Origin of the sequence: Rhizobium sp. BG4, from assembly GCF_016864575.1 — a bacterium.
GTDB lineage: Bacteria > Pseudomonadota > Alphaproteobacteria > Rhizobiales > Rhizobiaceae > Rhizobium.
The window spans coordinates 3,918,199-3,937,709 of the sequence record NZ_CP044125.1 but is presented as its reverse complement, the minus strand read 5'-3'; the positions used below and the strand labels follow the sequence as shown (position 1 = coordinate 3,937,709).

Below are 19,511 nucleotides of genomic sequence, written 5' to 3'. Positions count from 1 at the left end.
TTGACGTCAACTAATCTAGGCTCGATCTTTACTCCGGTAAAGGAGAAACACCGATGAAGAATGGTCTTGAAGACGTCATTGCCGCCGAAACCCAGCTGTCGGATGTCGATGGCGAAGCCGGCCGGCTGATCATCCGCGGCGTATCGCTGGATGACCTCGTGGCGAACAGCACCTATGAGAGCACGGCGACGCTGTTGCTCGATGGCATGATGCCGGAGGCACTCACCGAAGAAGAGCTTCGGCAGCGCCTTGGTCTGGCCCGTAAAGAGGTCTTCGCGCATGTCGCCGCCGCCGACAATCAGATCCTCGCACTGCCGCCCGTCGATGCCGTGAGAGCCCTCCTCGCCCGCCTGCAGGATGGCGATGGCGTCGATACCGCCATCCGCCTGATGTCCGCCCCCGCCGTCTTCCTGCCTGCCGTATTGCGGCTCCAGCAGGGAAATCGTCCGATCGAGCCTGACGCCACCCTGTCGCAGTCGGCAGACATTCTGAAGATGCTGACGGGACGCCAGCCGAGCCGCGAGCAGACCGCGGCACTCGACGCCTATCTCGTGACGATTTCCGATCATGGCCTGAACGCCTCCACCTTCGCGGCCCGCGTCATCGCCTCCACCCAGGCCGGACTGACGTCATCGGTGCTGGCCGCAGTCAGCGCCCTCAAGGGCCCGTTGCATGGCGGTGCGCCCGGCCCGGTTCTCGACATGCTGGATGCGATCGGAACGCCCGCCAAGGCTGAGACATGGCTTGGCGACGCGCTCGATCGCGGCGAGCGGCTGATGGGCTTCGGCCACCGCATCTACCGCGTCCGCGATCCGCGCGCCGACGCCTTGAAGGGCGCCCTGAAGCCGCTGACGGCGACAGGTCAGGTGGATGCCGACCGTGTGGCGCTTGCCGAGGCCGTCGAGGCCGCGGCGATCTCGATCCTGAGAGAGCGCAAGCCCGACCGGCCGCTCGATGTGAATGTCGAGTTCTACACGGCGCTGCTGCTGGAAACGCTGGGCTTCCCGCGCGAAGCCTTCACCGGCGTTTTCGCCATCGGCCGCACCGTCGGCTGGATCGCCCACGCCCGTGAACAGGCGCTGCGCGGCCGGCTGATCCGCCCGCGCTCGGTCTATGTCGGCCCGCTGCCGAAAGCCGCCTGACGCAAAAGCCCGGCGCTCCGGCGCCGGGCCTTTTCTCAATCTCCGGAATCGACCCCGAGAAAGCCGCCGGACTGGCGCGACCAGAGCCGGTGATAGATGCCGCCTCGCGCCAGCAGGTCCTGATGACGGCCTTCCTCGGCAATCCGGCCCCTATCTAGGACGACGATCCGGTCCATGCGGGCGATCGTCGACAACCGGTGCGCGATGGCGATCACCGTCTTGCCGTCCATGAAATCGTAGAGCGTGTCCTGGATTGCCGCCTCGACTTCGGAATCGAGCGCCGAAGTCGCTTCGTCCAGTATAAGGATGGGAGCATTCTTCAGGATGGCGCGGGCGAGCGCGATGCGCTGGCGTTGGCCGCCCGAAAGTTTCACCCCACGCTCGCCGACATGGGCATCATAGCCGCTGCGGCTCTGCTGATCGCGCAGGCCGGGAATGAAACCGTCGGCATGCGCCTTTGCTGCCGCCGCCTCGATCATCGCCTGCGGCAGGTCCTCGCGTCCGTAGGCGATGTTGTCGCGCACCGAACGGTGCAGCAGCGCCGCATTCTGCGCCACCATGCTGAAGCACCCGCGCAGGCTCTCCTGTGTCACCGATCGGATATCCTGGCCATCGACGGTGATCAGCCCGCTCTCCGCCTCGAAGAAGCGCAGTGCCAGATTGACGAGCGTCGATTTTCCCGCACCCGAGCGGCCGACAAGCCCAACCCTCTCCCCGGCGGCGACATGCAGGCTGACACGGTCGAGACCGCCCTGCCCCTTGCCATAGTGATGGCTGACGTTTTCGAAGCGCAGCGTCCCGCCATCGAGCCGCAACTCCTTGGCATCAGGTGCATCGGGAATGTCGACAGGTTGAGCGATTGTGCTGAGCTGGTCGCGCGCCGCACCCATATGGTTGAACAGCGACGCCACCGCATCCAGCAGCCATTCGGCCATGGCGGTGATGCGGAAGCCGAGAGCAATAGCGGCGGCGACCATCCCGAGCGGCGCGCTTCCCGCCTGCCACAGCAGGATCGAATAGCCGATGAGGCTGACCATCAGCAGGCTGCTCAGAAACACCATGCTGCTGTTGACGGTGACCTCAAGCACCTGCGACCGGATGAAGGTACGCCGGGTGATGTCGAGATGGCGCCTGCTGTCCCGATCCTCGTCCTGATCCCGCGAAAAGAGCTTGATCGTGTCGATATTCGAGAATGTGTCGACCAGCATGCCCGACAGCGCCGAATCGGCCTCCTGGAAACGCTGCGACGCCTCCCTGACGCGTGGGATGATATAGGCCATCAGCGCGAAATAGAGCGCGACCCAGATGAGCATCGGAATGACCAGCCTGAGATCGACCGACGCCGTCAGCAGGAAAGAACCGGCGATATAGATCGCGACATAGGTGATCGTGTGAATGACGGAATACGCCACACCGGTGGCGCTATTCCCAAGTTCCTGAACGCGCCAGGCGATGCGCCCGGAGAAATCGTTCTGGAACCATCCGACGGACTGCCGTTTGACATGGCGCAGCGCCCGCCAGCGGATCATCGCCACCGCGTTCGGCCGGAAGACGATATCGTCGAGCCCCTCGTTGAGCACTGCCGTGCCCGGGCGGACAACGAGCAGCAGGAAGGCGGCGAACGTCAGTTCGCTGCCGTGGCGCTCCCAGAGTTCGTCTGGGCGGATGGCCGCCAATGTATCGACCAGACGGCCGGAATAGCCGATCAGCCATACTTCGAGGACGGCGCCAATTGCGGTCAGCGCCAGGCTTGCGGCAACGGTGCCGCGGAGCGGATTCAGCGTGGAGAAGATGAACGGCCAGACGCGATAGGGCGGCGTATCATCGGCATGGGATTGGAAAGGATCGGTCAGCTCTTCGAAGCGACGAAACATGAAGGCCCTCCATGGGGCAGGATGATGTCATTTGATGATGGACCGAACAGGCAGCCCAAACGGCAACGCTGTTCAGCGGTTGTTTCCGGTGCCGTTGGTTTTCATCAAACGATCTCCCCATGGGTCGCTTCGAGCCGGGAAGGCCCGGCGGATACTCAAGTTTCTACCATCTCCGGCTGCGTCTGTGAACCCCTCCACGTCCGCAGGCCGAAATCCTCCCGTCAGCCGCCCAGATAGTCGGCGAGCTGCTGCAGCGCCTCCCGGCAGCCCATCTCGTTGTCTTCGAGACGGATACCCGGCGGAATGTTCTCCGTCACCATCGTCACTTCCGTGCCGTGGTCGGCTACAAGCAAATGTGTGCTGACGATCATCTCACCGGCGAAATCGGCATCGGCACTGTCGAAGGTCGTCGCCCACACGACGAGCGTATCCGGAACAAGCCTGGCGAACCGCCCGGAGAAGCGGTCCGTTTTCTCCGACGTCTTGCCGGTCATCTCGCTCTCATCGTCGGCATAGATCAGCGACATGCTGAACGCCCCGCCTTCCCGTCCCTCGAAGGCATGGACGACGCCACGCATGTCACCGGGAGGCAACCAGGTCGCGACGGCATCAGCGTCGAGAAACGCCGCGTAAATAGCGGCGGGAGGCGCATGGATGACGCGGGAGACGGTCGTGGTGCGGGGAGATTTCATGCGAGGCAAACTAGCGCGACAGGACCAGGCAGCCAGTCATGCAATGCCGAGAAACAGCGCAAGTGAACGGGTGACCGATATCATCGCCTCGTCGCTCACCCGGCCGACATGCTGGCCGATGCGATCGCGTCTGACAGTCATCGCTTTGTCGATCATGATCTGTGACGGCTTCCGCAGGCCATTTTCCGCATCCGGATCGATCGTCAGCCTCAGGAGCGGTGCGTCAACAAGCGTTCCCGAAATCAGCAGCAGCGTCACGGTATCGGTCGCATCGAAATTGTCGGATTGGATGATAAGCGCCGGGCGCGGTTTGCCGAAGTCGCCCGAGAGTGCGACGGTCACCAGATCGCCACGTCTCATTCTTCGGCGGGATCCAGGTCCGCCAGCGCCTCTTCCATGAACCCATGGAGGCCGGCGTCATCGGCATCAGCCTTGGCAACGACCGCCGATTGGCGGCGGCATTCGTCGAGAAATCCCGGGCGGCGGGTATCGGGAACCCAGATCTGCACCGGCCTTAGACCAGCAGCCCTGAGGTTGTCCCGTCTCTTTTTCACGCGAGCGCTGACATTAGACGACATTGCCGCCTCCTTGTTACATGTAACATGGGGGCGGCAATTGATATTGTCAAATTGGGTGGTCGATCAGACCAGGCGGCTCTGCTCGGTTGCCGCTTCGATGAAGCTGGCGAAGAGCGGATGCGGGTCGAGCGGGCGGGACTTCAGTTCCGGGTGGTACTGAACGCCGATGAACCAGGGATGGTCAGGATATTCGATCGTCTCGGGCAGCACGCCATCAGGCGACATGCCGGAGAAGACGAGGCCGCAGTTCTCCAGCCGGTCCTTGTAGTCGATATTGACTTCGTAGCGGTGGCGGTGACGCTCGGAAATATCGGTCGAGCCATAGATGTCGGCGATCTTGGTGCCCTTCTTCAGGGCCGCCTTGTAGGCGCCGAGACGCATCGTGCCGCCGAGATCGCCCGAAGCGTTGCGCTTCTGCAGCTCGTTGCCCTTGACCCATTCGGTCATCAGGCCGACGACCGGTTCCTTGGCAGGGCCGAATTCGGTCGAGGACGCATCTTCGACGCCGGCAAGGCTGCGGGCCGCTTCGATGACGGCCATCTGCATGCCGAAGCAGATGCCGAAATACGGCACTTTGCGCTCGCGGGCGAAACGCGCCGCCAGGATCTTGCCCTCGGAGCCGCGTTCGCCGAAGCCGCCGGGAACGAGAATGCCGTGGACCTTCTCGAGATACGGCGCCGGATCTTCCTTTTCGAAGACTTCGGATTCGATCCACTCGAGCTTGACCTTGACGCGGTTGGCGATGCCGCCGTGATGCAGTGCCTCGATCAGCGACTTGTAGGCGTCCTTGAGACCCGTGTACTTGCCGACGATCGCGATCGTCACCTCGCCCTCAGGCGTGCGGATACGGTTGCAGACTTCTTCCCACTGGTCGAGACGCGGCTTCGGAGCCGGTTCGATGCCGAAGGCGGCGAGCACTTCGTTGTCGAGGCCTTCCTTGTGGTAGGCCATCGGCACGTCGTAGATATTGGCGACGTCGAGCGCCTGGATAACGGCCGACGGGCGGACGTTGCAGAACAGCGAGAGCTTGCGGCGTTCCGCTTCCGGGATTTCCCGGTCGGCGCGAACAAGCAGGATATCGGGGTGAATGCCGAGCGCTTGCAGTTCCTTTACGGAATGCTGCGTCGGCTTGGTCTTCAGTTCGCCCGCTGCCGGAATATACGGCATCAGCGTCAGGTGCAGGTAGATCGCCGTGCCGCGCGGCAGGTCGTTGCCTAGCTGGCGGATCGCTTCCATGAACGGCATCGCTTCGATGTCGCCGACCGTGCCGCCGATTTCGCAAATGACGAAGTCGTAGTCGTCATTGCCCTCGATGACGAAATCCTTGATCTCGTTCGTGACGTGCGGAATGACCTGGACGGTGGCGCCGAGATAGTCGCCGCGGCGTTCCTTGTCGATGATATTCTTGTAGATGCGGCCGGTGGTGATGTTGTCGGTCTTGGTCGCCGAACGCCCGGTGAAGCGCTCGTAGTGGCCGAGATCGAGATCGGTTTCCGCGCCGTCGTCAGTGACGAAGACTTCGCCGTGCTGGGTCGGGCTCATAGTGCCCGGGTCCACGTTCAGATAGGGGTCGAGCTTGCGAAGCCGCACCCGATAACCACGGGCCTGCAGCAACGCTCCGAGAGCCGCGGCCGCAATTCCTTTACCGAGAGAGGAAACCACGCCGCCAGTGATGAATACGTATCGCGCCATGGGAGTCACCGGATACCTTCTCAAAAACGATTCCACCAGCCCAAAAATTCTTTTCCAGAACTTTTGGTGCCAGCGTGAAATCTGAACAAAAGAAAACCGGCAGACCCTTGGGCCTGCCGGCGGTTTATTTCGCTGACCGGTTTATTGTCCGGTCGGTACGCCACCCGGCTGGGCCGGAGCGGCAGGAGTAGCGGGCGTTGCCGGGGCCGGCGTTGCGGCCGGAGCGTCTGCGGCAGGAGCCGTAGCAGCCGGTGCCTGGGCAGCGGGAGCGGCCGGAGCCGATGCAGCCGGTGCCTGAGCGGCCGGTGCAGGTGCTGCAGGAGCCGGAGCAGCTGCGCCGCTGTTCGGAACGCCGTTATTGGCCGGCTGATTTGCCGGAGGCTTTGCGCCGCCGCCCAGCGAATCGAGAATGCCGTTGCCCTGACCGCTCGTCGCCGGAATTCGGTTCAGAATGTCGGTCGGGTTGCCCTGGTAGCGCGTCAGAATGCCGAGGCCGAGCGACGTCAGGAAGAACAGGGTCGCCAGGATCGCCGTCGTGCGGGTCAGGGCATTGGCCGTGCCGCGCGCCGACATGAAGCCGGAACCGCCGCCGATGCCGAGGCCGCCGCCTTCCGAACGCTGGATGAGCACCACGCCGACAAGCGCCAGCACGATCATGAGGTGGATGACAATCAATACGGTCTGCATGGGTCCAGTCCTGCCCGCAAACGGCGGGCATCGAATAAAAATCTGGCGCTCTTTACATGAGGCGTTCGCCTATTCCAAGCCCTTAGCTCAGATTTAGGCAGTGAGTTCCTTGTATGCGCCGTAGATGGCGAGGAAGTCGGCCGCTTTCAAGCTCGCGCCGCCGATCAATGCGCCGTCGACATTGGCAACGCCCATCAGCTCCTTCGCGTTCGAAGGCTTGACAGAGCCGCCATAGAGAATGCGCACCTTCTTGCCTTCGGCGCCGAAACGGGCCGTCAGCTCGGCGCGCATGAAGGCATGCGCCTTCTCTACGTCCTCGACAGTCGGCGTCAGGCCGGTGCCGATCGCCCATACGGGTTCATAGGCAATCACGGTATTCTCGGCGTTCGCCGCTTCAGGAACCGAGGCCGAAAGCTGGCGCTTGATGATATCGAGCGTCTGGCCGGCCTTGCGTTCGTCGGCGGTCTCGCCGATGCAGATGATCGCCGTCAGTTCGGCCGCAAAAGCGGCTTCCGCCTTGGCGCGCACCAGATGGTCGGTCTCGGCATGATCGGTGCGGCGCTCGGAATGGCCGACGATGACATAGGTGCCGAAGCAATCGGCAATCATCTCGGCGGAAATATCACCCGTATGGGCGCCTGACGGCTTCTGGTGGCAATCCTGCGCGCCGATCGCCAGCGGGCTGTCGGTGCAGAGCGCCGTCGCCACGTAGAGCAGCGTCGCCGGCGGGCAGATCAGCGCTTCGACCTTCGACGAGAGCGGGCCTTTGACACCTTCTGCGATCGCCTTGATCTGATCGAGGGAGTCGCGGGTACCGTTCATTTTCCAGTTCCCCGCCACGAGCGGACGCACGTCAGGTGTCATGCCAAGCCTTCCACATTTTTCCGGTATGCTGCGGCCTTAGCAAAAGCAGCAGCGAATGAAAAGCTTTCCGCCCCTTACGTAAGGGAAAAAGACGGTTTCGCGTGCAGAATGCTTAAAATCGGCTCGCCGATTTGCCTAAGAAGCGAGAATCCAGTTCAGCACCTTGCGCCAGTCGATCATCCGGATCGGCGTTCCGTGGTTGCCGGTATCGAACAGCGTGAAGCGCGTCGGATACTTGGACTTGTAGAGCGCTTCGAACAGGCCCTGCTGGTCGGTAGCTGCATAGACCGGGTCGCGGCTGCCATGGGCGAAATACATCGGCAGCTTGGCCTTGTAGAAGGCACTCTTGGTGAAATCGGGATCGGTGACGCCGCTCACGATCAGCATGCCCTTGAGGCGCTTGACGCTTGCCGGATCGCGGGTGACGCCCCAGCAGATCTGGCTGCCCATCGAGGCGCAGGACAGGATGACGGGCCGCCCGCCCGACCTTTCGCTGGCATAGCGGATCAGTTCGACGATGTTGGCAACGCCGTCGCTGTCGAAAGTCCTGACCGTCGGCGAATAATAGGTGCCGCCATTTCCGGCGACGAGGTTCTTCACCCGGTTGAAGTTGCCGCCGAAGGTGAAGTCGTTGGCGCCGAGCCTGCGCGTGCCGTCGCGGCCGTGAATGAAGATCACGGTGAAGGCCGCATTGTCAGTCGGTCCCACCCTGGTGACATCGATCCGGTGCCCGTCCAGTGAAAGGGTTTCGTCCTGCTGCAGCTTGCGGATGCCGAGCGACACATATTTCTGCTGGACCCGCTGCTCCGGGATCTGGTCGCGGCCGTTGATATCGCGCATTTCGTCGTAATTGATGGTTTCGAAGGCGCCGTTATCGGACGTCTGCATCACAGTCTGCGCCGAAAACAGCTCGTCCTTGTAGGGCGGCAGCGCGTCCGCCGAAGCACTGCTTATGGTGCCGGACAGCAAAAAGGCCGCAATTGCGGTGATAATCATGCAATGACTTGTGGACATTTTCATGCGAGCGGTTTCCTCAGAGATAAGTCCGCTTGCCATTCCGCGCCCGGCAACGCAAACCAATTCTAGAGAATTCCGCCAAATCGGGCGGCGTCGCGTAGCGAGGCGCTTTCTGGCAAAATTTGCCTGATTCGCAAACGTGACATCAAATGCGGTGATTTTGGGTCACGCCCCGGCGGACGTGCCGCCCGAACAGGATTGAAGATCTGAACGACTCCATGGAAGACAGCAACGACCTCTTCTCCGGAATGCCTCTCGCGCCCAAGCAGGAAGAGGCACCCAAGCCGGCTCCCGCCCCAGCCGCGCCCCCGCGGCAACGGCACGCCCTGCCCCGGCAACATCGAATGGCGACGATTACGGCGCCTCGTCGATCCGCGTCCTCGAGGGCCTGGAACCGGTGCGCATGCGCCCCGGCATGTATATCGGCGGCACCGACGAGAAGGCGCTGCACCACCTCTTCGCCGAAGTCATCGATAACGCGATGGACGAAGCGGTTGCCGGTCACGCCAATTTCATTGAGGTTCATCTCGATCTCCAGGGCTACCTGACCGTCACCGATAACGGCCGCGGCATCCCGGTCGAGAACCATCCGCAGGTTCCCGGCAAGTCGACGCTCGAAGTCATCATGACCAAGCTCCATGCCGGCGGTAAGTTCGACGGCAAGGCCTATGAGACCTCGGGCGGTCTGCACGGCGTCGGCGTTTCGGTCGTCAACGCGCTGTCTGATGATCTGGAAGTCGAGGTTGCCCGCAATCGCAAACTCTACCGCCAGCGCTTCTCGCGCGGCCTGCCGCAGGGCGGGCTCGAGGATCTCGGCGATGTTCACAACCGCCGCGGCACCCGCGTGCGCTTCCATCCCGATCCGCAGATCTTCGGCGATCATGCCAAATTCGATGGCGCCCGCGTCTTCCGCATGGCACGCTCGAAGGCCTATCTTTTCGGCGGCGTTGAAATCCGCTGGAGCTGCGACGAAGGCGTCCTGCCTGAAGGCTCGGATGTTCCGAACAAGGCGGTTTTCCATTTCCCCGGCGGCCTGAAGGACTATCTCCAGGCAACGATGGGCAAGGAATTCACCGTCACCCGCGAAATCTTCGCCGGCAAGTCGGAGAAGGCAAGCGGCCATGGTTCGCTCGAATGGGCGATCACCTGGTACGGCGGCGACCCGCAGGTCCATTCCTACTGTAACACCATCCCGACCCCCGAAGGCGGCACGCATGAGGCGGGTCTTCGTATCGCGCTCACCAAGGGCCTCAAGGCCTATGCCGACCTGACGCAGAACAAGCGCGCCGCGCAGATCACCACCGATGACGTGATGATCTCGGCCGTCGGCATGCTCTCGGTCTTCATCCGCGAGCCGGAATTCGTCGGCCAGACAAAGGACAAGCTGGCGACCGTCGAGGCCCAGCGCATCGTCGAAAATGCGCTGCGCGACCCCTTCGACCACTATCTCGCCGATAACCCGAACGAGGCGGCCAAGCTGCTCGATTGGGTCATCGAGCGCGCCGAAGAGCGCCTTCGCCGCCGCAAGGAAAAGGAAGTCAACCGCAAGACCGCCGTGCGTAAGTTGCGCCTGCCCGGCAAGCTTGCCGACTGCTCGCAGAACACCGCCCAGGGCGCCGAGCTCTTCATCGTCGAGGGTGACTCGGCAGGTGGCTCCGCCAAGCAGGCGCGCAACCGCGCCAATCAGGCGATCCTCCCGCTGCGCGGCAAGATCCTCAATGTCGCCAGCGCCGGCCGCGAAAAGCTTGGTGCCAACCAGCAGCTCTCCGATCTCGTCCAGGCGCTCGGCTGCGGCACGCGCTCGAAATATCGCGAGGAAGATCTCCGCTACGAGCGCGTCATCGTCATGACCGATGCCGACGTCGACGGCGCGCATATCGCTTCGCTGCTGATCACCTTCTTCTACCAGGAAATGCCCGAGCTCGTGCGTGGCGGGCACCTGTTCCTCGCCGTTCCGCCGCTCTACAAGATCAGCCAGGGCGCCAAGTCGGCCTATGCCCGCGACGACGCCCATCGCGCCGAACTGATCGCCACAGAGTTCAAGGGCAAGAAGGTCGAGATCAGCCGCTTCAAAGGTCTCGGCGAAATGCTGCCGGCTCAGCTCAAGGAAACGACGATGGATCCGAGCAAGCGCACGATGCTGCGCGTGCTGATCGACGAAGTCGATTTCGAGGGTACACGCACGGCCGTCGACGATCTCATGGGCACGAAGCCGGAAGCTCGCTTCCGCTTCATCCAGGATCGCGCCGCCTTCGCCGATAATCTCGACATCTGAGACACAGCCTTCAGGGCTCTCGAAACAGCGCGACGGTTCTGTCCGTCGCGCTGTTTTCGTTTGGCGTTTCCATGCCGTTGCGATTTCTCGTTGCATAGCCTGCATGATCTTTTGTCCGGCGATCAACACTCTGGCAGGAAATTGCCGTCACACTGCCTTCAGCACGAAGCGCTATGCCAACCGCGGCACGGTCCTTGGCGCGACCGGACCAACGGGTATTTCCTGGCCGAAATGCTTGCGTCCGGTGGCACGATGGCCCATATCCGTGGTTGAGAAGAAAAGCAGGGAACGACGTGAGCCTCTCGAATAAAAACAAACTGCCAGGCGAGCCGCGGTGGCTTGGTCCGTCCGCGCCTGCCCGCACGCCTCTCATTCCCTCGATTTCGGCTGCCCGCTGGCTTCTGATTCTGATCGTCGCGGCCGGCGTCTATTTCTTCTACGGCTTCGTCGTCCCGGTTCTCGCCGCTCTCGTCATCGGCTTTGCGAGCTGGCCGCTCTATCGCAAACTTCTCGCCCGCGTTGGCGGCAATACCACCGTTGCGGCGACGGTGGCGATCATCCTGATCGTCACGTTCCTGGTCATCCCGATCGTCTTTGCCGTCACCTATACGACGGGCGAGGTGCGCGATTGGGTCGCTTGGGCGATCCGCGCCAACCGCATGGGCGCCCCGACCCCGCAATGGATCCTCGCCCTGCCCTTCGCCGGTCCCTACATCGACGAGCTCTGGACGAAATATATCGGCAGCCCCGGCTCGATGGGTGAAGTCATCCAGGCCGTCAGCGGCGCCAATATCGGCAATATCTACCGCGCGGTCCTTGCCGCCGGCGGCGCCTCGTTCCACTTGCTGCTGACGCTGCTCTTCATGCTGATCGCGTTGTTTTTCGTCTATCGCGATGGCGCGTCCTTCTCGAAACAGATCGACATGCTCGGCGAGCGCATTCTGCCGAACCGCTGGGAGCGGATTTCCCGCGTCGTGCCGGCGACGATCAGCTCGACCGTCATGGGCATGACGCTCATCGCCATCGGCGAAGGCATCGTGCTTGGCATCGCCTATTGGATCGCCGGCGTCCCCTCGCCCGTCACGCTCGGCGTTCTCACCGGCATCATGGCGCTGATCCCGGGCGGCGCGCCGCTCTCCTTCACGCTGGTCTCGGTCTATCTCGTCGCCAGCGGCTCGCATTTTGCCGGCGCCGGCCTCTTCATCTGGGGCAGCGTCGAGCTCTTCATCGTCGACAAGACGCTCCGCCCCAAGCTCGTCGGCGGCCCGATCAAGCTGCCGTTCCTGCCGACCTTCTTCGGTCTCGTCGGTGGCGTGAAAACTATGGGCTTCCTCGGGCTCTTCATCGGCCCGGTGCTGATGGCGCTGCTCGTCGCGATCTGGCGTGAATGGATGCACGAGGTCCGCACCTCGGATCAGAGCGGCAGCGGCCCCGAAATCATCATCGACGAACAGGCGCCGCCTTCGCAGCGCGCGGCCGACGGCTGATCAGTCGAGCCGCTTTTCCATGAACAGGCTGAGCGGGTCCGGCTGGTAGGACCCGAACGGTTCAATCTCGACATAGCCATACTTGCGATAAAGACCGATCGCCTCGGGCTGGCGGATCCCGGTCTCGAGCCGGATTGCGCCGAGACCGCGCCTGCTCGCCTGTGTCTCGAGTTCATCCATCAGCCTGCTCGCCACTCGCAGCCCGCGCGCTTGCGGATCGACAAACATCCGCTTGATCTCGGCGGTGCCGTCACCCGCCTCGACGAGCGCCACGCAGCCGACGACAGCGCCGTCATGGCGCGCCACGAAGAAGCTCACCGAAGGCTTCTCCAGCGTCGAGAGATCGACGAGATGGTTGCTCTCTGCCGGATAAAGCGAGGCCGCATAGGCATCCGACAGGTCGAGCAGGCGCACGACCTCAGGCTGGCGCGGCGATTCGAGGGCGATGGTAACGGTCATGCGGCTCCTGCTTTCCCGGCTGGCTTGCATGACGAAATGGTAATGCAGCCGCCTTTATTCCGTTGGAATTGGAACGTCTAAGATCATCAGTTTCAATAGCCAGGGATCCCGGATATGCAAGCCGTCCTCATCGCCATGACCATCTTCGGGTGCAACGATTCCGTCACCCAGTGCAATTACGTGGCGACCGTCGACAAGCACTGGCAGACTGTGGCGATGTGCGATGCCGAATCGGAAAAGCAGCTGAAGGGCTTCACCAACGCCAAGTATCCGACGGTTATCGCCGTCTGCGAGGAACCCAAGCCCGTAATCGCTCCCGAGACGGCAAAGCTTGAAGCACAGGCAACGGCCGCGGCTCCAGCGGCCGAACAGCCGCAGCCAACCGGCCTTCGCGCCTACGCTATAAGGGTTGCCGAGCGCGTCCGCGCTGGCCTGCCGACAGGAGAAGGCATCAAGGCGACACTCGCCAAGCCCGTTCATTTCGTTTCGAATGGATATTCCTGGGTCGCCCAACGGCTGACCGACTAGGCGGCGACAAGCGCTGCCTGAGAGGCATAGGCGCGCGCCGACTGACGCTGCTCGGCGATGTGCAGCTTCTCGACCATGTCGAGTAGCTCCTTGACGGCGTCATGGGCGCCGTGATGGCGGAAGCGCTCGAGCAGCCGTACGCAGATCGTAGAAAGCATCGTACCCGAAGCCTTGCGCGACGCCTCGCGCCAGAGCAGCGTCGCCTCGACGAAAATGGTGCTGATCTCGCGGGTTAGCCCCGCGGTCTCGTAGAGAGCCCGGACCGCATGCATACGGCCGGTCGCCAGGATCGAGCGGACCCGCTTTTCACTGCAGCCCGTCAGGTTGACGACGGCGCCCGCGAAGAAATCGACCTTCCCAGAGCATAGCGCATGCATCAGGAAGGACGGCGTCAGATGGCCGTGGACGCGCAGATGCTCCACAAGGTCGTCAATTTCACGCGGCTGGATCTCTCCGGCGATCGACACGACGGCAGACTGCGTCGCCTCGCGGCTGATACGCTGCAGGCGGTTGATGCCGATGGCGGCCTGCGCGAGCGGCAGCGCCACAAGCGCATCGCTGACATGCTGCGTCAAAAGCTGGCGGGCGTCGGCCGGCAGGCTGTCGCGATCGAGCAGCAGATTGCGGATATCGCAGCAGTCGCCGAGCCGTTCGGCAATACGCTTCAGCGAAAGCGGCGCAATTGCAGCGCCCTCGTTTTCCAGAAGGCAGAGAACGTCCTCCTCCCCGCCGACTTCGGCAAGGGCGGCGCAGACGGCCCGCGACACCGCGCTGCGTGCAGCGATCAGCATGCGCGTCACGTCGCTGCCACGACCGGCCAGATCGACAAGATCGGCATCTGTCAGCAGCGGCGAGCAGGTAACGGCATGGCAGGCAATTTCAGGCTGGTCTTCGGCAAGTGCCAGGATCAGTGACCGCGGCGCGTCGCCGGACCATGCGATGGCTTCGGCAAGGGCAAGGCGAACTTTCGGCGAGGGATCGTCGAGCAGGAAGGTCATCGCCATCTCGGCGGCCTTACGCTCTTCAGGCTGCATCTCGGACTGGAGATAGGCCCGGCCAAGGGCGCTGGCCGCTCGTGCCCGGTCTCCGGACTTGGCGGTTTCGACCCAGCGAAGGAATGCCTCTACAATCACCATTACGCCCCAGTCTGCGGAACGTGATTCCTTCACGTTCCTCTTGTTCTGAGAACGCTACCGGCAAATGGTTTATGATTGGTTCACCATATTCATTAACCCTTGCGCAGGCCGCGTCAGGGCGTCTTGGGGCGGATGAGTTCGAAGACGTCGCTGCCTTCTGCGTAGTCCATATAGCCCATGCGGGCTACCGGCCGGGCGATCGCCATGTCGAGACGGCCCTCGCGGATGATCGTCTCATCGATGTGGATGCCGACGACTTCGCCGATCACCATGACATTCTCGGAGGGCTCACCGGACAGGCCCCTCGGCTCGATGATCTCGGTCACCTTGCACTCCAGGACGGCAAATGCCTCGGCGACATAGGGCGCGTCGACGATCTCCCCCTGCTTGGCCGTCAGCCCGGAGAATTCGAACTCGTTGACACCATAAGGTACGGTCGCGGACGACAGGTTCATCTGGTCGACGAGATTGCGGCTGACGAAGCTGCAGGTGAAGACGCCGGTCTCGCGCGCGTTCTGCTGGCTGTGCTTGCGGCCGCTCGATGAAAACATCACCAGCTTCGGGCGATCCGAAATCGCGTTGAAGAAGGAATACGGGCCGAGGTTCAGCGAACCATCGGTGCCCTTGGTGCCGATCCAGCCGATCGGCCGCGGCGCCACGATCGCCTTGAAGGGATCGTGCGCCAGCCCATGCTTGTTGGTGTCGGTGGGGTAGAACATCACGCGTCTCCGCCGACCCAGGTGACGGTCTCGGTCAGTTCCGGACGCGGCCGCTCGACCGGCGGAAACTCGGACGAGCCCATATGAATGAAGCCGGCGATCTTCTCGCCCGGCTGGACGCCGAGCAGCGGATAGGCGCGCTCGTCGAAGGCAAACCATTCCGTCAGCCAGTTCGCCACCCAGCCATGCGCATTGGCGGCGAAGATCACGTTGAGGCAAAGTGCGCCCGCCGACATCACCTGTTCCCATTCAGGGATCTTGAAATGCGGGCCTGCCTTGCTGACGATCGCGACGACAACAGGAGCGCGCGTGAAGCGCGTCCGCTCGACCTGGATCATTTCGTCGGAGAGATCAGGCTTGGCTTCCAGCGCGAGCTTCAGAAGCTCCTCGCCGATCCGCACCCGCTCTTCGCCGCGATAGACGATGAAGCGCCAGGGGGCGAGCTTGCCGTGATCGGGAACGCGCGACGACAGGCGGAGGATTTCCTCGATCTCGGCCTTCTCGGGACCCGGCTCGCACATCTGGAACGCGGGGATGGAGCGGCGCACGTTGAGGTAATCGATCAGCTTGATATCGGATTTCATGCGGGAGAAACTTTCAATTTCGGGACAGCGAGGGGGATGGGTCTTGAATTTGCCATCGGGTTGGTCTTGAAGTGGCCCCTGTGATTTCTAAAGTCAATCTGTCCAGGAAACACATGACCGGCATTTTGCCCTTCGCGCGGCTCGCCCTTGCGCTCGCACTGGTGATCGCCTCGCCGTTTTCGGCAGGCGCGCAGGAAGCGTTCAAGGACTTCAAGCAGCTCGACACGACGTCCAAGATGCCGAAGCTCAACGCCTTCATCGCGCCGGGCACGACGCCTCCGGGCGCCCTGCTGCATGAAGTGCCGATGGAGGCCAAGCTGACAGCCGACGGCCAGCCGGTCGAGGACGGTCTTTCCTGGTATGTCTTCAGCCCGATTGCCGGCGCTGATGGCAAGCTGCCGCTGATCGCCAGCGCCAAGGGCGGCTCGGCCGCCTTCCAGCTCGCGCCCGGCGACTATTTCGTCAACGTCTCCTTCGGCCGCGCCGGTGTCACCAAGAAGGTCAACGTTCCCGATAGCGGCGCCGTCGACAAGCAGGTCATGGTGCTCGATGCCGGTGGCCTGCTGCTCAACGCCGTCTCCGGTTCCGATGTCCGTATCCGGCCGGAGCAATTGAGCTTCTCGATCTATTCCTCGGAAGTGCGCGACGACGGCGAGCGCGGCCTCGTCATGGCCGACGTCTCGCCGAACACCGTCGTGCGCCTCAATGCCGGCACCTATCACGTCGTCTCCGAATATGGTGACGTCAATGCCGTCATCCGCGCCGACATCCAGGTCGAAGCCGGCAAGCTGACCGAAGCGACGATCCAGCACCGCGCGGCGCAGATCACCTTCAAGCTCGTCTCCGAAGCCGGTGGCGAAGCGATCGCCGATACCGCCTGGTCGATCCTGACGGCGGCCGGCGACAGCGTCGGCGAAAGCGTCAGCGCCTTCCCAACGATGGTTCTAGCTGAAGGCGAATATTCCGCCGTCGCCCGCAACAAGGACAAGATCTACCAGCGCGACTTCAAGGTCGCAGCCGGCAAGAATACCGATGTCGAAGTTCTCATGAAGGACGTTCAGCCGCAGGAGCCGGATAGCGCTGCGACCACCGTCCAGCCCGAGCCGCAGCCGGCGGCTGCGGGCGAACCGCCACAGAACTCCGCCCAGGCACCGCTCCCGTCCTACGACCAGCTCGTTCCGAGCAGCGGATCGGACGGCGCAGACGCCGACTGACCTGCCGTTTGCCTCGTCTGAACGGAGCATTCCCCTCGCCCATCCCGATGATCAGCGCATAGCCCGCGCCCCGCGTCGCCGCATCCGATTAGGCGAATAGAAGCCTGTATCCGGACATGCGATGGTTGCGCGTACGGAGGGGTTCCGTATCGAGAAGTCATGCCGAACGAAGGAGGTGTCCCATGCGGACCATCTGCGCGGCATTGACGATGTGTATCGCGCTCGCGCTCTGTGCGCCGAGTGTCAAGTACGTCAGTTTGCCCGGATATGCCTTCAAGACCGACCCGAAATGCATGCGGACGGTATCGAAGGCCAAGTTTGACCGCAAATGCGATTGGCCGAAGTTGGGGATCAAGGATTTCACGCCGCCAAGCGTCACCATTCTCGGAATATGAAAATCAAAGGGGCGGCCCTCTCGCGAGCGCCGCCCCTTTTTCATCTGTTTGCTTCAACCGGAAGCGATCAGGCAGCCTTGGCCTTCTTCGCTTCGATCTTGCGGCGCACATCCGGCGGCGTCGCTTCCCAGGTCAGGCTTTCGATCGCCGCATCGAGCGTCATCGAGGTCTGTTCCTGGCTGCCGAGACGGCGGATGTTGACGGTGCGCTCTTCCGCTTCCTTCTTGCCGCAGACGATGATCACAGGAACCTTCGTAACGGAATGTTCGCGGACCTTGTAGTTGATCTTCTCGTTACGGAAGTCGGTCGATACGTTCAGACCAGCGTCACGCAGCGCATCGGCAACTTCCTGGCCGTAGCCATCGGCTTCCGAGGTGATGGTCGCCACGACGATCTGCTGCGGCGCGATCCAGAGCGGCATATGACCGGCGAAGTTCTCGATCAGGATGCCGAGGAAGCGCTCCATCGAGCCGCAGATGGCGCGATGGATCATGACCGGCTGCGTCTTCTCCGAATTGCTGTCGATGTAGAAGGCACCGAAGCGTTCCGGCAGGTTGAAGTCGACCTGCGTCGTGCCGCACTGCCATTCACGGCCGATGGCGTCCTTCAGGGTATATTCGAACTTCGGACCGTAGAAGGCGCCCTCGCCCGGCAGGATGCCGGTTTTGATGCGGCCCTCGGACTGCGCCTCGATCGTCTTCAGCACGTCCATCATCACGCTTTCGGCGCGATCCCAGAGGGCATCGGTGCCGACGCGCTTTTCCGGACGGGTGGAGAGCTTGACGACGATCTCCTTGAAGCCGAAGTCCTCGTAGACCGAGAGGATCAGGTCGTTGATGCGCAGGCATTCCGCCGCCATCTGCTCGTCGGTGCAGAACACATGCGCGTCGTCCTGCGTGAAGCCGCGCACGCGCATCAGGCCATGCAGAGCGCCCGAGGCCTCGTAACGGTGCACGTTGCCGAACTCGGCAAGGCGGATCGGCAGCTCGCGGTAGGACTTCAGGCCGTGCTTGAAGATCTGCACGTGACCCGGGCAGTTCATCGGCTTCAGCGCGAAGATGCGGTTATCCGCTTCCTTGTCCTCGGGATGCGTGAAGGCATAGGCCGACTTCACCGCAAACATGTTCTCCTGGTACCAGCCCCAGTGACCGGAAGTCTCCCAGAGCGAGGCATCGAGAACCTGCGGCGCGTTGACCTCTTCATAGGTGCCGGCCAGGCGGCGGCGCATATAGGCGGTCAGCGACTGGAACATCCGCCAGCCCTTGCCATGCCAGAAAACCACGCCTGGACCCTCTTCCTGGAAATGGAACAGGTCCATTTCGCGGCCGAGCTTGCGGTGGTCGCGCTTCTCGGCTTCGGCGAGGATATGCAGGTAGTTGTCGAGTTCCGACTGCTCGGCGAAAGCCGTGCCGTAGATGCGCGACAACATGGCGTTGTTGCTGTCACCGCGCCAGTAGGCACCGGCAACCTTCATCAACTTGAAGGCCGTGCCGATCTGACCGGTCGACGCCATATGCGGGCCGCGGCAGAGGTCGAACCAGTCGCCCTGATAATAGATCTTCAGATCCTGGCCTTCGGGGATCGCATCGACGAGCTCGACCTTGTACTGCTCGCCCTTGGCGGCAAATACTTCCTTGGCCTTTTCACGCGACCAGACCTGCTTTGTGAAGGGCGCGTTGCGAGCGATGATCTCCTTCATCTTCTTTTCGATCTTCGGCAGATCATCAGGCGTGAAGGGCTCGTTCTTGGCGAAGTCGTAATAGAAGCCGTTCTCGATCACCGGACCTATGGTGACCTGCGTGCCGGGCCAGAGCTCCTGCACGGCTTCGGCCATGACGTGGGCGGCATCGTGGCGGATCAGCTCCAGCGCGCGCTCATCGCTGCGTGTGATGATCTCGATCTTGCCGTCGACGACGGGATCGGACAGGTCGCGCACAACGCCGTCGATCGCGATCGCGACAGACTTCTTGGCCAGCGACTTGGAAATGGATTCGGCAACGTCCTTACCGGTCGTACCGGCCGCGAACTCGCGCACATTGCCATCGGGGAAAGTCAGGGAAACGGATTGGGACATATCGATATTCTCCTTGTCCAGTCCCGCCAACGAATGCGGGTGGTTGCAAATGAAGCGAAAGCGTCCGTACGCAAGCGCTGCCGCGTGATAGTCG

The 19,511-nt window shown here is 62.5% G+C and carries 18 protein-coding genes and 1 pseudogene; 6 read left to right on the top strand and 13 right to left on the bottom strand.

Annotated features, from left to right (window positions below; translation table 11 throughout):
• Positions 1-53: 53 nt before the first annotated feature.
• Positions 54-1,142 carry a citrate synthase/methylcitrate synthase gene (locus F2982_RS19760; RefSeq protein ID WP_203428866.1) on the top strand — a complete coding sequence of 363 codons (1,089 nt, stop codon included), beginning with the start codon at positions 54-56 and terminating at the stop codon, positions 1,140-1,142.
• A 35-nt stretch (positions 1,143-1,177) separates the two neighbouring features.
• Here the strand turns inward: F2982_RS19760 and F2982_RS19755 are convergent, their stop codons facing one another.
• The 8 genes from F2982_RS19755 to F2982_RS19720 form a co-directional block, all read right to left on the bottom strand.
• Positions 1,178-3,016 carry an ABC transporter ATP-binding protein gene (locus F2982_RS19755; protein WP_203428865.1) on the bottom strand — a complete coding sequence of 613 codons (1,839 nt, stop codon included), beginning with the start codon at positions 3,014-3,016 and terminating at the stop codon, positions 1,178-1,180.
• A 221-nt stretch (positions 3,017-3,237) separates the two neighbouring features.
• Positions 3,238-3,708, bottom strand: a complete 471-nt coding sequence (locus F2982_RS19750; protein WP_203428864.1) for an SRPBCC family protein — start codon at positions 3,706-3,708, stop codon at positions 3,238-3,240.
• 36 nt (positions 3,709-3,744) lie between these two features.
• Complete coding sequence (locus F2982_RS19745; RefSeq protein ID WP_203428863.1) at positions 3,745-4,068, bottom strand: type II toxin-antitoxin system PemK/MazF family toxin; 324 nt, start codon at positions 4,066-4,068, stop codon at positions 3,745-3,747.
• Complete coding sequence (locus F2982_RS19740; RefSeq protein ID WP_203428862.1) at positions 4,065-4,286, bottom strand: antitoxin MazE family protein; 222 nt, start codon at positions 4,284-4,286, stop codon at positions 4,065-4,067. The genes F2982_RS19745 and F2982_RS19740 overlap by 4 nt, the downstream gene beginning before the upstream one ends.
• A 63-nt stretch (positions 4,287-4,349) precedes the next feature.
• On the bottom strand, positions 4,350-5,978 hold the full coding sequence (locus F2982_RS19735; protein ID WP_112716267.1) for a CTP synthase: 1,629 nt from the start codon (positions 5,976-5,978) through the stop codon (positions 4,350-4,352).
• A gap of 141 nt (positions 5,979-6,119) precedes the next feature.
• Complete coding sequence (gene secG / locus F2982_RS19730) at positions 6,120-6,665, bottom strand: preprotein translocase subunit SecG (RefSeq protein ID WP_112716269.1); 546 nt, start codon at positions 6,663-6,665, stop codon at positions 6,120-6,122.
• A gap of 93 nt (positions 6,666-6,758) precedes the next feature.
• The gene (gene tpiA, locus F2982_RS19725) at positions 6,759-7,529 is read right to left on the bottom strand and encodes a triose-phosphate isomerase (protein ID WP_112716271.1); all 771 of its coding nucleotides are present in this window, start codon (positions 7,527-7,529) and stop codon (positions 6,759-6,761) included.
• Positions 7,530-7,664: 135 nt separating this feature from the next.
• Positions 7,665-8,549, bottom strand: a complete 885-nt coding sequence (locus tag F2982_RS19720; RefSeq protein ID WP_203428861.1) for an alpha/beta hydrolase — start codon at positions 8,547-8,549, stop codon at positions 7,665-7,667.
• 215 nt (positions 8,550-8,764) lie between these two features.
• On the opposite strand from F2982_RS19720, the pseudogene parE reads away from it, so the two are divergent.
• Both parE and F2982_RS19710 read left to right on the top strand, forming a co-directional pair.
• Positions 8,765-10,821, top strand: a pseudogene (gene parE / locus F2982_RS19715) (DNA topoisomerase IV subunit B).
• 293 nt (positions 10,822-11,114) lie between these two features.
• Positions 11,115-12,308 carry an AI-2E family transporter gene (locus F2982_RS19710; RefSeq protein ID WP_246777484.1) on the top strand — a complete coding sequence of 398 codons (1,194 nt, stop codon included), beginning with the start codon at positions 11,115-11,117 and terminating at the stop codon, positions 12,306-12,308.
• Here the strand turns inward: F2982_RS19710 and F2982_RS19705 are convergent, their stop codons facing one another.
• The gene (locus tag F2982_RS19705; RefSeq protein WP_203428859.1) at positions 12,309-12,767 is read right to left on the bottom strand and encodes a GNAT family N-acetyltransferase; all 459 of its coding nucleotides are present in this window, start codon (positions 12,765-12,767) and stop codon (positions 12,309-12,311) included.
• 114 nt (positions 12,768-12,881) lie between these two features.
• On the opposite strand from F2982_RS19705, the gene F2982_RS19700 reads away from it, so the two are divergent.
• The gene (locus F2982_RS19700; protein WP_203428858.1) at positions 12,882-13,295 is read left to right on the top strand and encodes a hypothetical protein; all 414 of its coding nucleotides are present in this window, start codon (positions 12,882-12,884) and stop codon (positions 13,293-13,295) included.
• Here F2982_RS19700 and F2982_RS19695 read toward each other — a convergent pair.
• The 3 genes from F2982_RS19695 to F2982_RS19685 all read right to left on the bottom strand — a co-directional run bounded on the left by F2982_RS19695 (position 13,292) and on the right by F2982_RS19685 (position 15,734).
• Positions 13,292-14,431: a DUF2336 domain-containing protein gene (locus F2982_RS19695; protein ID WP_203430127.1), complete on the bottom strand. Its 1,140-nt coding sequence runs from the start codon at positions 14,429-14,431 to the stop codon at positions 13,292-13,294. The genes F2982_RS19700 and F2982_RS19695 overlap by 4 nt on opposite strands.
• Before the next feature lie 113 nt (positions 14,432-14,544).
• Complete coding sequence (locus F2982_RS19690) at positions 14,545-15,150, bottom strand: flavin reductase family protein (protein WP_203428857.1); 606 nt, start codon at positions 15,148-15,150, stop codon at positions 14,545-14,547.
• Positions 15,150-15,734 carry a nitroreductase gene (locus tag F2982_RS19685; RefSeq protein WP_203428856.1) on the bottom strand — a complete coding sequence of 195 codons (585 nt, stop codon included), beginning with the start codon at positions 15,732-15,734 and terminating at the stop codon, positions 15,150-15,152. Before F2982_RS19685 ends, F2982_RS19690 begins: the two co-directional genes overlap by 1 nt.
• Before the next feature lie 113 nt (positions 15,735-15,847).
• On the opposite strand from F2982_RS19685, the gene F2982_RS19680 reads away from it, so the two are divergent.
• Both F2982_RS19680 and F2982_RS19675 read left to right on the top strand, forming a co-directional pair.
• Complete coding sequence (locus F2982_RS19680) at positions 15,848-16,948, top strand: hypothetical protein (protein WP_112716289.1); 1,101 nt, start codon at positions 15,848-15,850, stop codon at positions 16,946-16,948.
• A gap of 182 nt (positions 16,949-17,130) precedes the next feature.
• Positions 17,131-17,343 carry a hypothetical protein gene (locus F2982_RS19675; protein ID WP_112716291.1) on the top strand — a complete coding sequence of 71 codons (213 nt, stop codon included), beginning with the start codon at positions 17,131-17,133 and terminating at the stop codon, positions 17,341-17,343.
• A gap of 67 nt (positions 17,344-17,410) precedes the next feature.
• Here the strand turns inward: F2982_RS19675 and thrS are convergent, their stop codons facing one another.
• Positions 17,411-19,417, bottom strand: a complete 2,007-nt coding sequence (thrS, locus tag F2982_RS19670; RefSeq protein WP_199629615.1) for a threonine--tRNA ligase — start codon at positions 19,415-19,417, stop codon at positions 17,411-17,413.
• Between the last annotated feature and the right edge of the window lie 94 nt (positions 19,418-19,511).

Excerpts from the sequence above, each read along its gene's own strand:
- F2982_RS19690 (WP_203428857.1), bottom strand. The coding sequence starts at position 15,150 with ATGTTCTACCCCACCGACACCAACAAGCATGGGCTGGCGCACGATCCC.
- F2982_RS19695 (WP_203430127.1), bottom strand. The coding sequence starts at position 14,431 with ATGGTGATTGTAGAGGCATTCCTTCGCTGGGTCGAAACCGCCAAGTCC.
- F2982_RS19740 (WP_203428862.1), bottom strand. The coding sequence starts at position 4,286 with ATGTCGTCTAATGTCAGCGCTCGCGTGAAAAAGAGACGGGACAACCTC.
- thrS (WP_199629615.1), bottom strand. The coding sequence starts at position 19,417 with ATGTCCCAATCCGTTTCCCTGACTTTCCCCGATGGCAATGTGCGCGAG.
- tpiA (WP_112716271.1), bottom strand. The coding sequence starts at position 7,529 with ATGACACCTGACGTGCGTCCGCTCGTGGCGGGGAACTGGAAAATGAAC.
- F2982_RS19680 (WP_112716289.1), top strand. The coding sequence starts at position 15,848 with ATGACCGGCATTTTGCCCTTCGCGCGGCTCGCCCTTGCGCTCGCACTG.
- F2982_RS19760 (WP_203428866.1), top strand. The coding sequence starts at position 54 with ATGAAGAATGGTCTTGAAGACGTCATTGCCGCCGAAACCCAGCTGTCG.
- F2982_RS19705 (WP_203428859.1), bottom strand. The coding sequence starts at position 12,767 with ATGACCGTTACCATCGCCCTCGAATCGCCGCGCCAGCCTGAGGTCGTG.
- F2982_RS19735 (WP_112716267.1), bottom strand. The coding sequence starts at position 5,978 with ATGGCGCGATACGTATTCATCACTGGCGGCGTGGTTTCCTCTCTCGGT.
- F2982_RS19755 (WP_203428865.1), bottom strand. The coding sequence starts at position 3,016 with ATGTTTCGTCGCTTCGAAGAGCTGACCGATCCTTTCCAATCCCATGCC.
- F2982_RS19700 (WP_203428858.1), top strand. The coding sequence starts at position 12,882 with ATGCAAGCCGTCCTCATCGCCATGACCATCTTCGGGTGCAACGATTCC.
- F2982_RS19750 (WP_203428864.1), bottom strand. The coding sequence starts at position 3,708 with ATGAAATCTCCCCGCACCACGACCGTCTCCCGCGTCATCCATGCGCCT.
- F2982_RS19685 (WP_203428856.1), bottom strand. The coding sequence starts at position 15,734 with ATGAAATCCGATATCAAGCTGATCGATTACCTCAACGTGCGCCGCTCC.
- secG (WP_112716269.1), bottom strand. The coding sequence starts at position 6,665 with ATGCAGACCGTATTGATTGTCATCCACCTCATGATCGTGCTGGCGCTT.
- F2982_RS19745 (WP_203428863.1), bottom strand. The coding sequence starts at position 4,068 with ATGAGACGTGGCGATCTGGTGACCGTCGCACTCTCGGGCGACTTCGGC.
- F2982_RS19720 (WP_203428861.1), bottom strand. The coding sequence starts at position 8,549 with ATGAAAATGTCCACAAGTCATTGCATGATTATCACCGCAATTGCGGCC.
- F2982_RS19675 (WP_112716291.1), top strand. The coding sequence starts at position 17,131 with ATGCGGACCATCTGCGCGGCATTGACGATGTGTATCGCGCTCGCGCTC.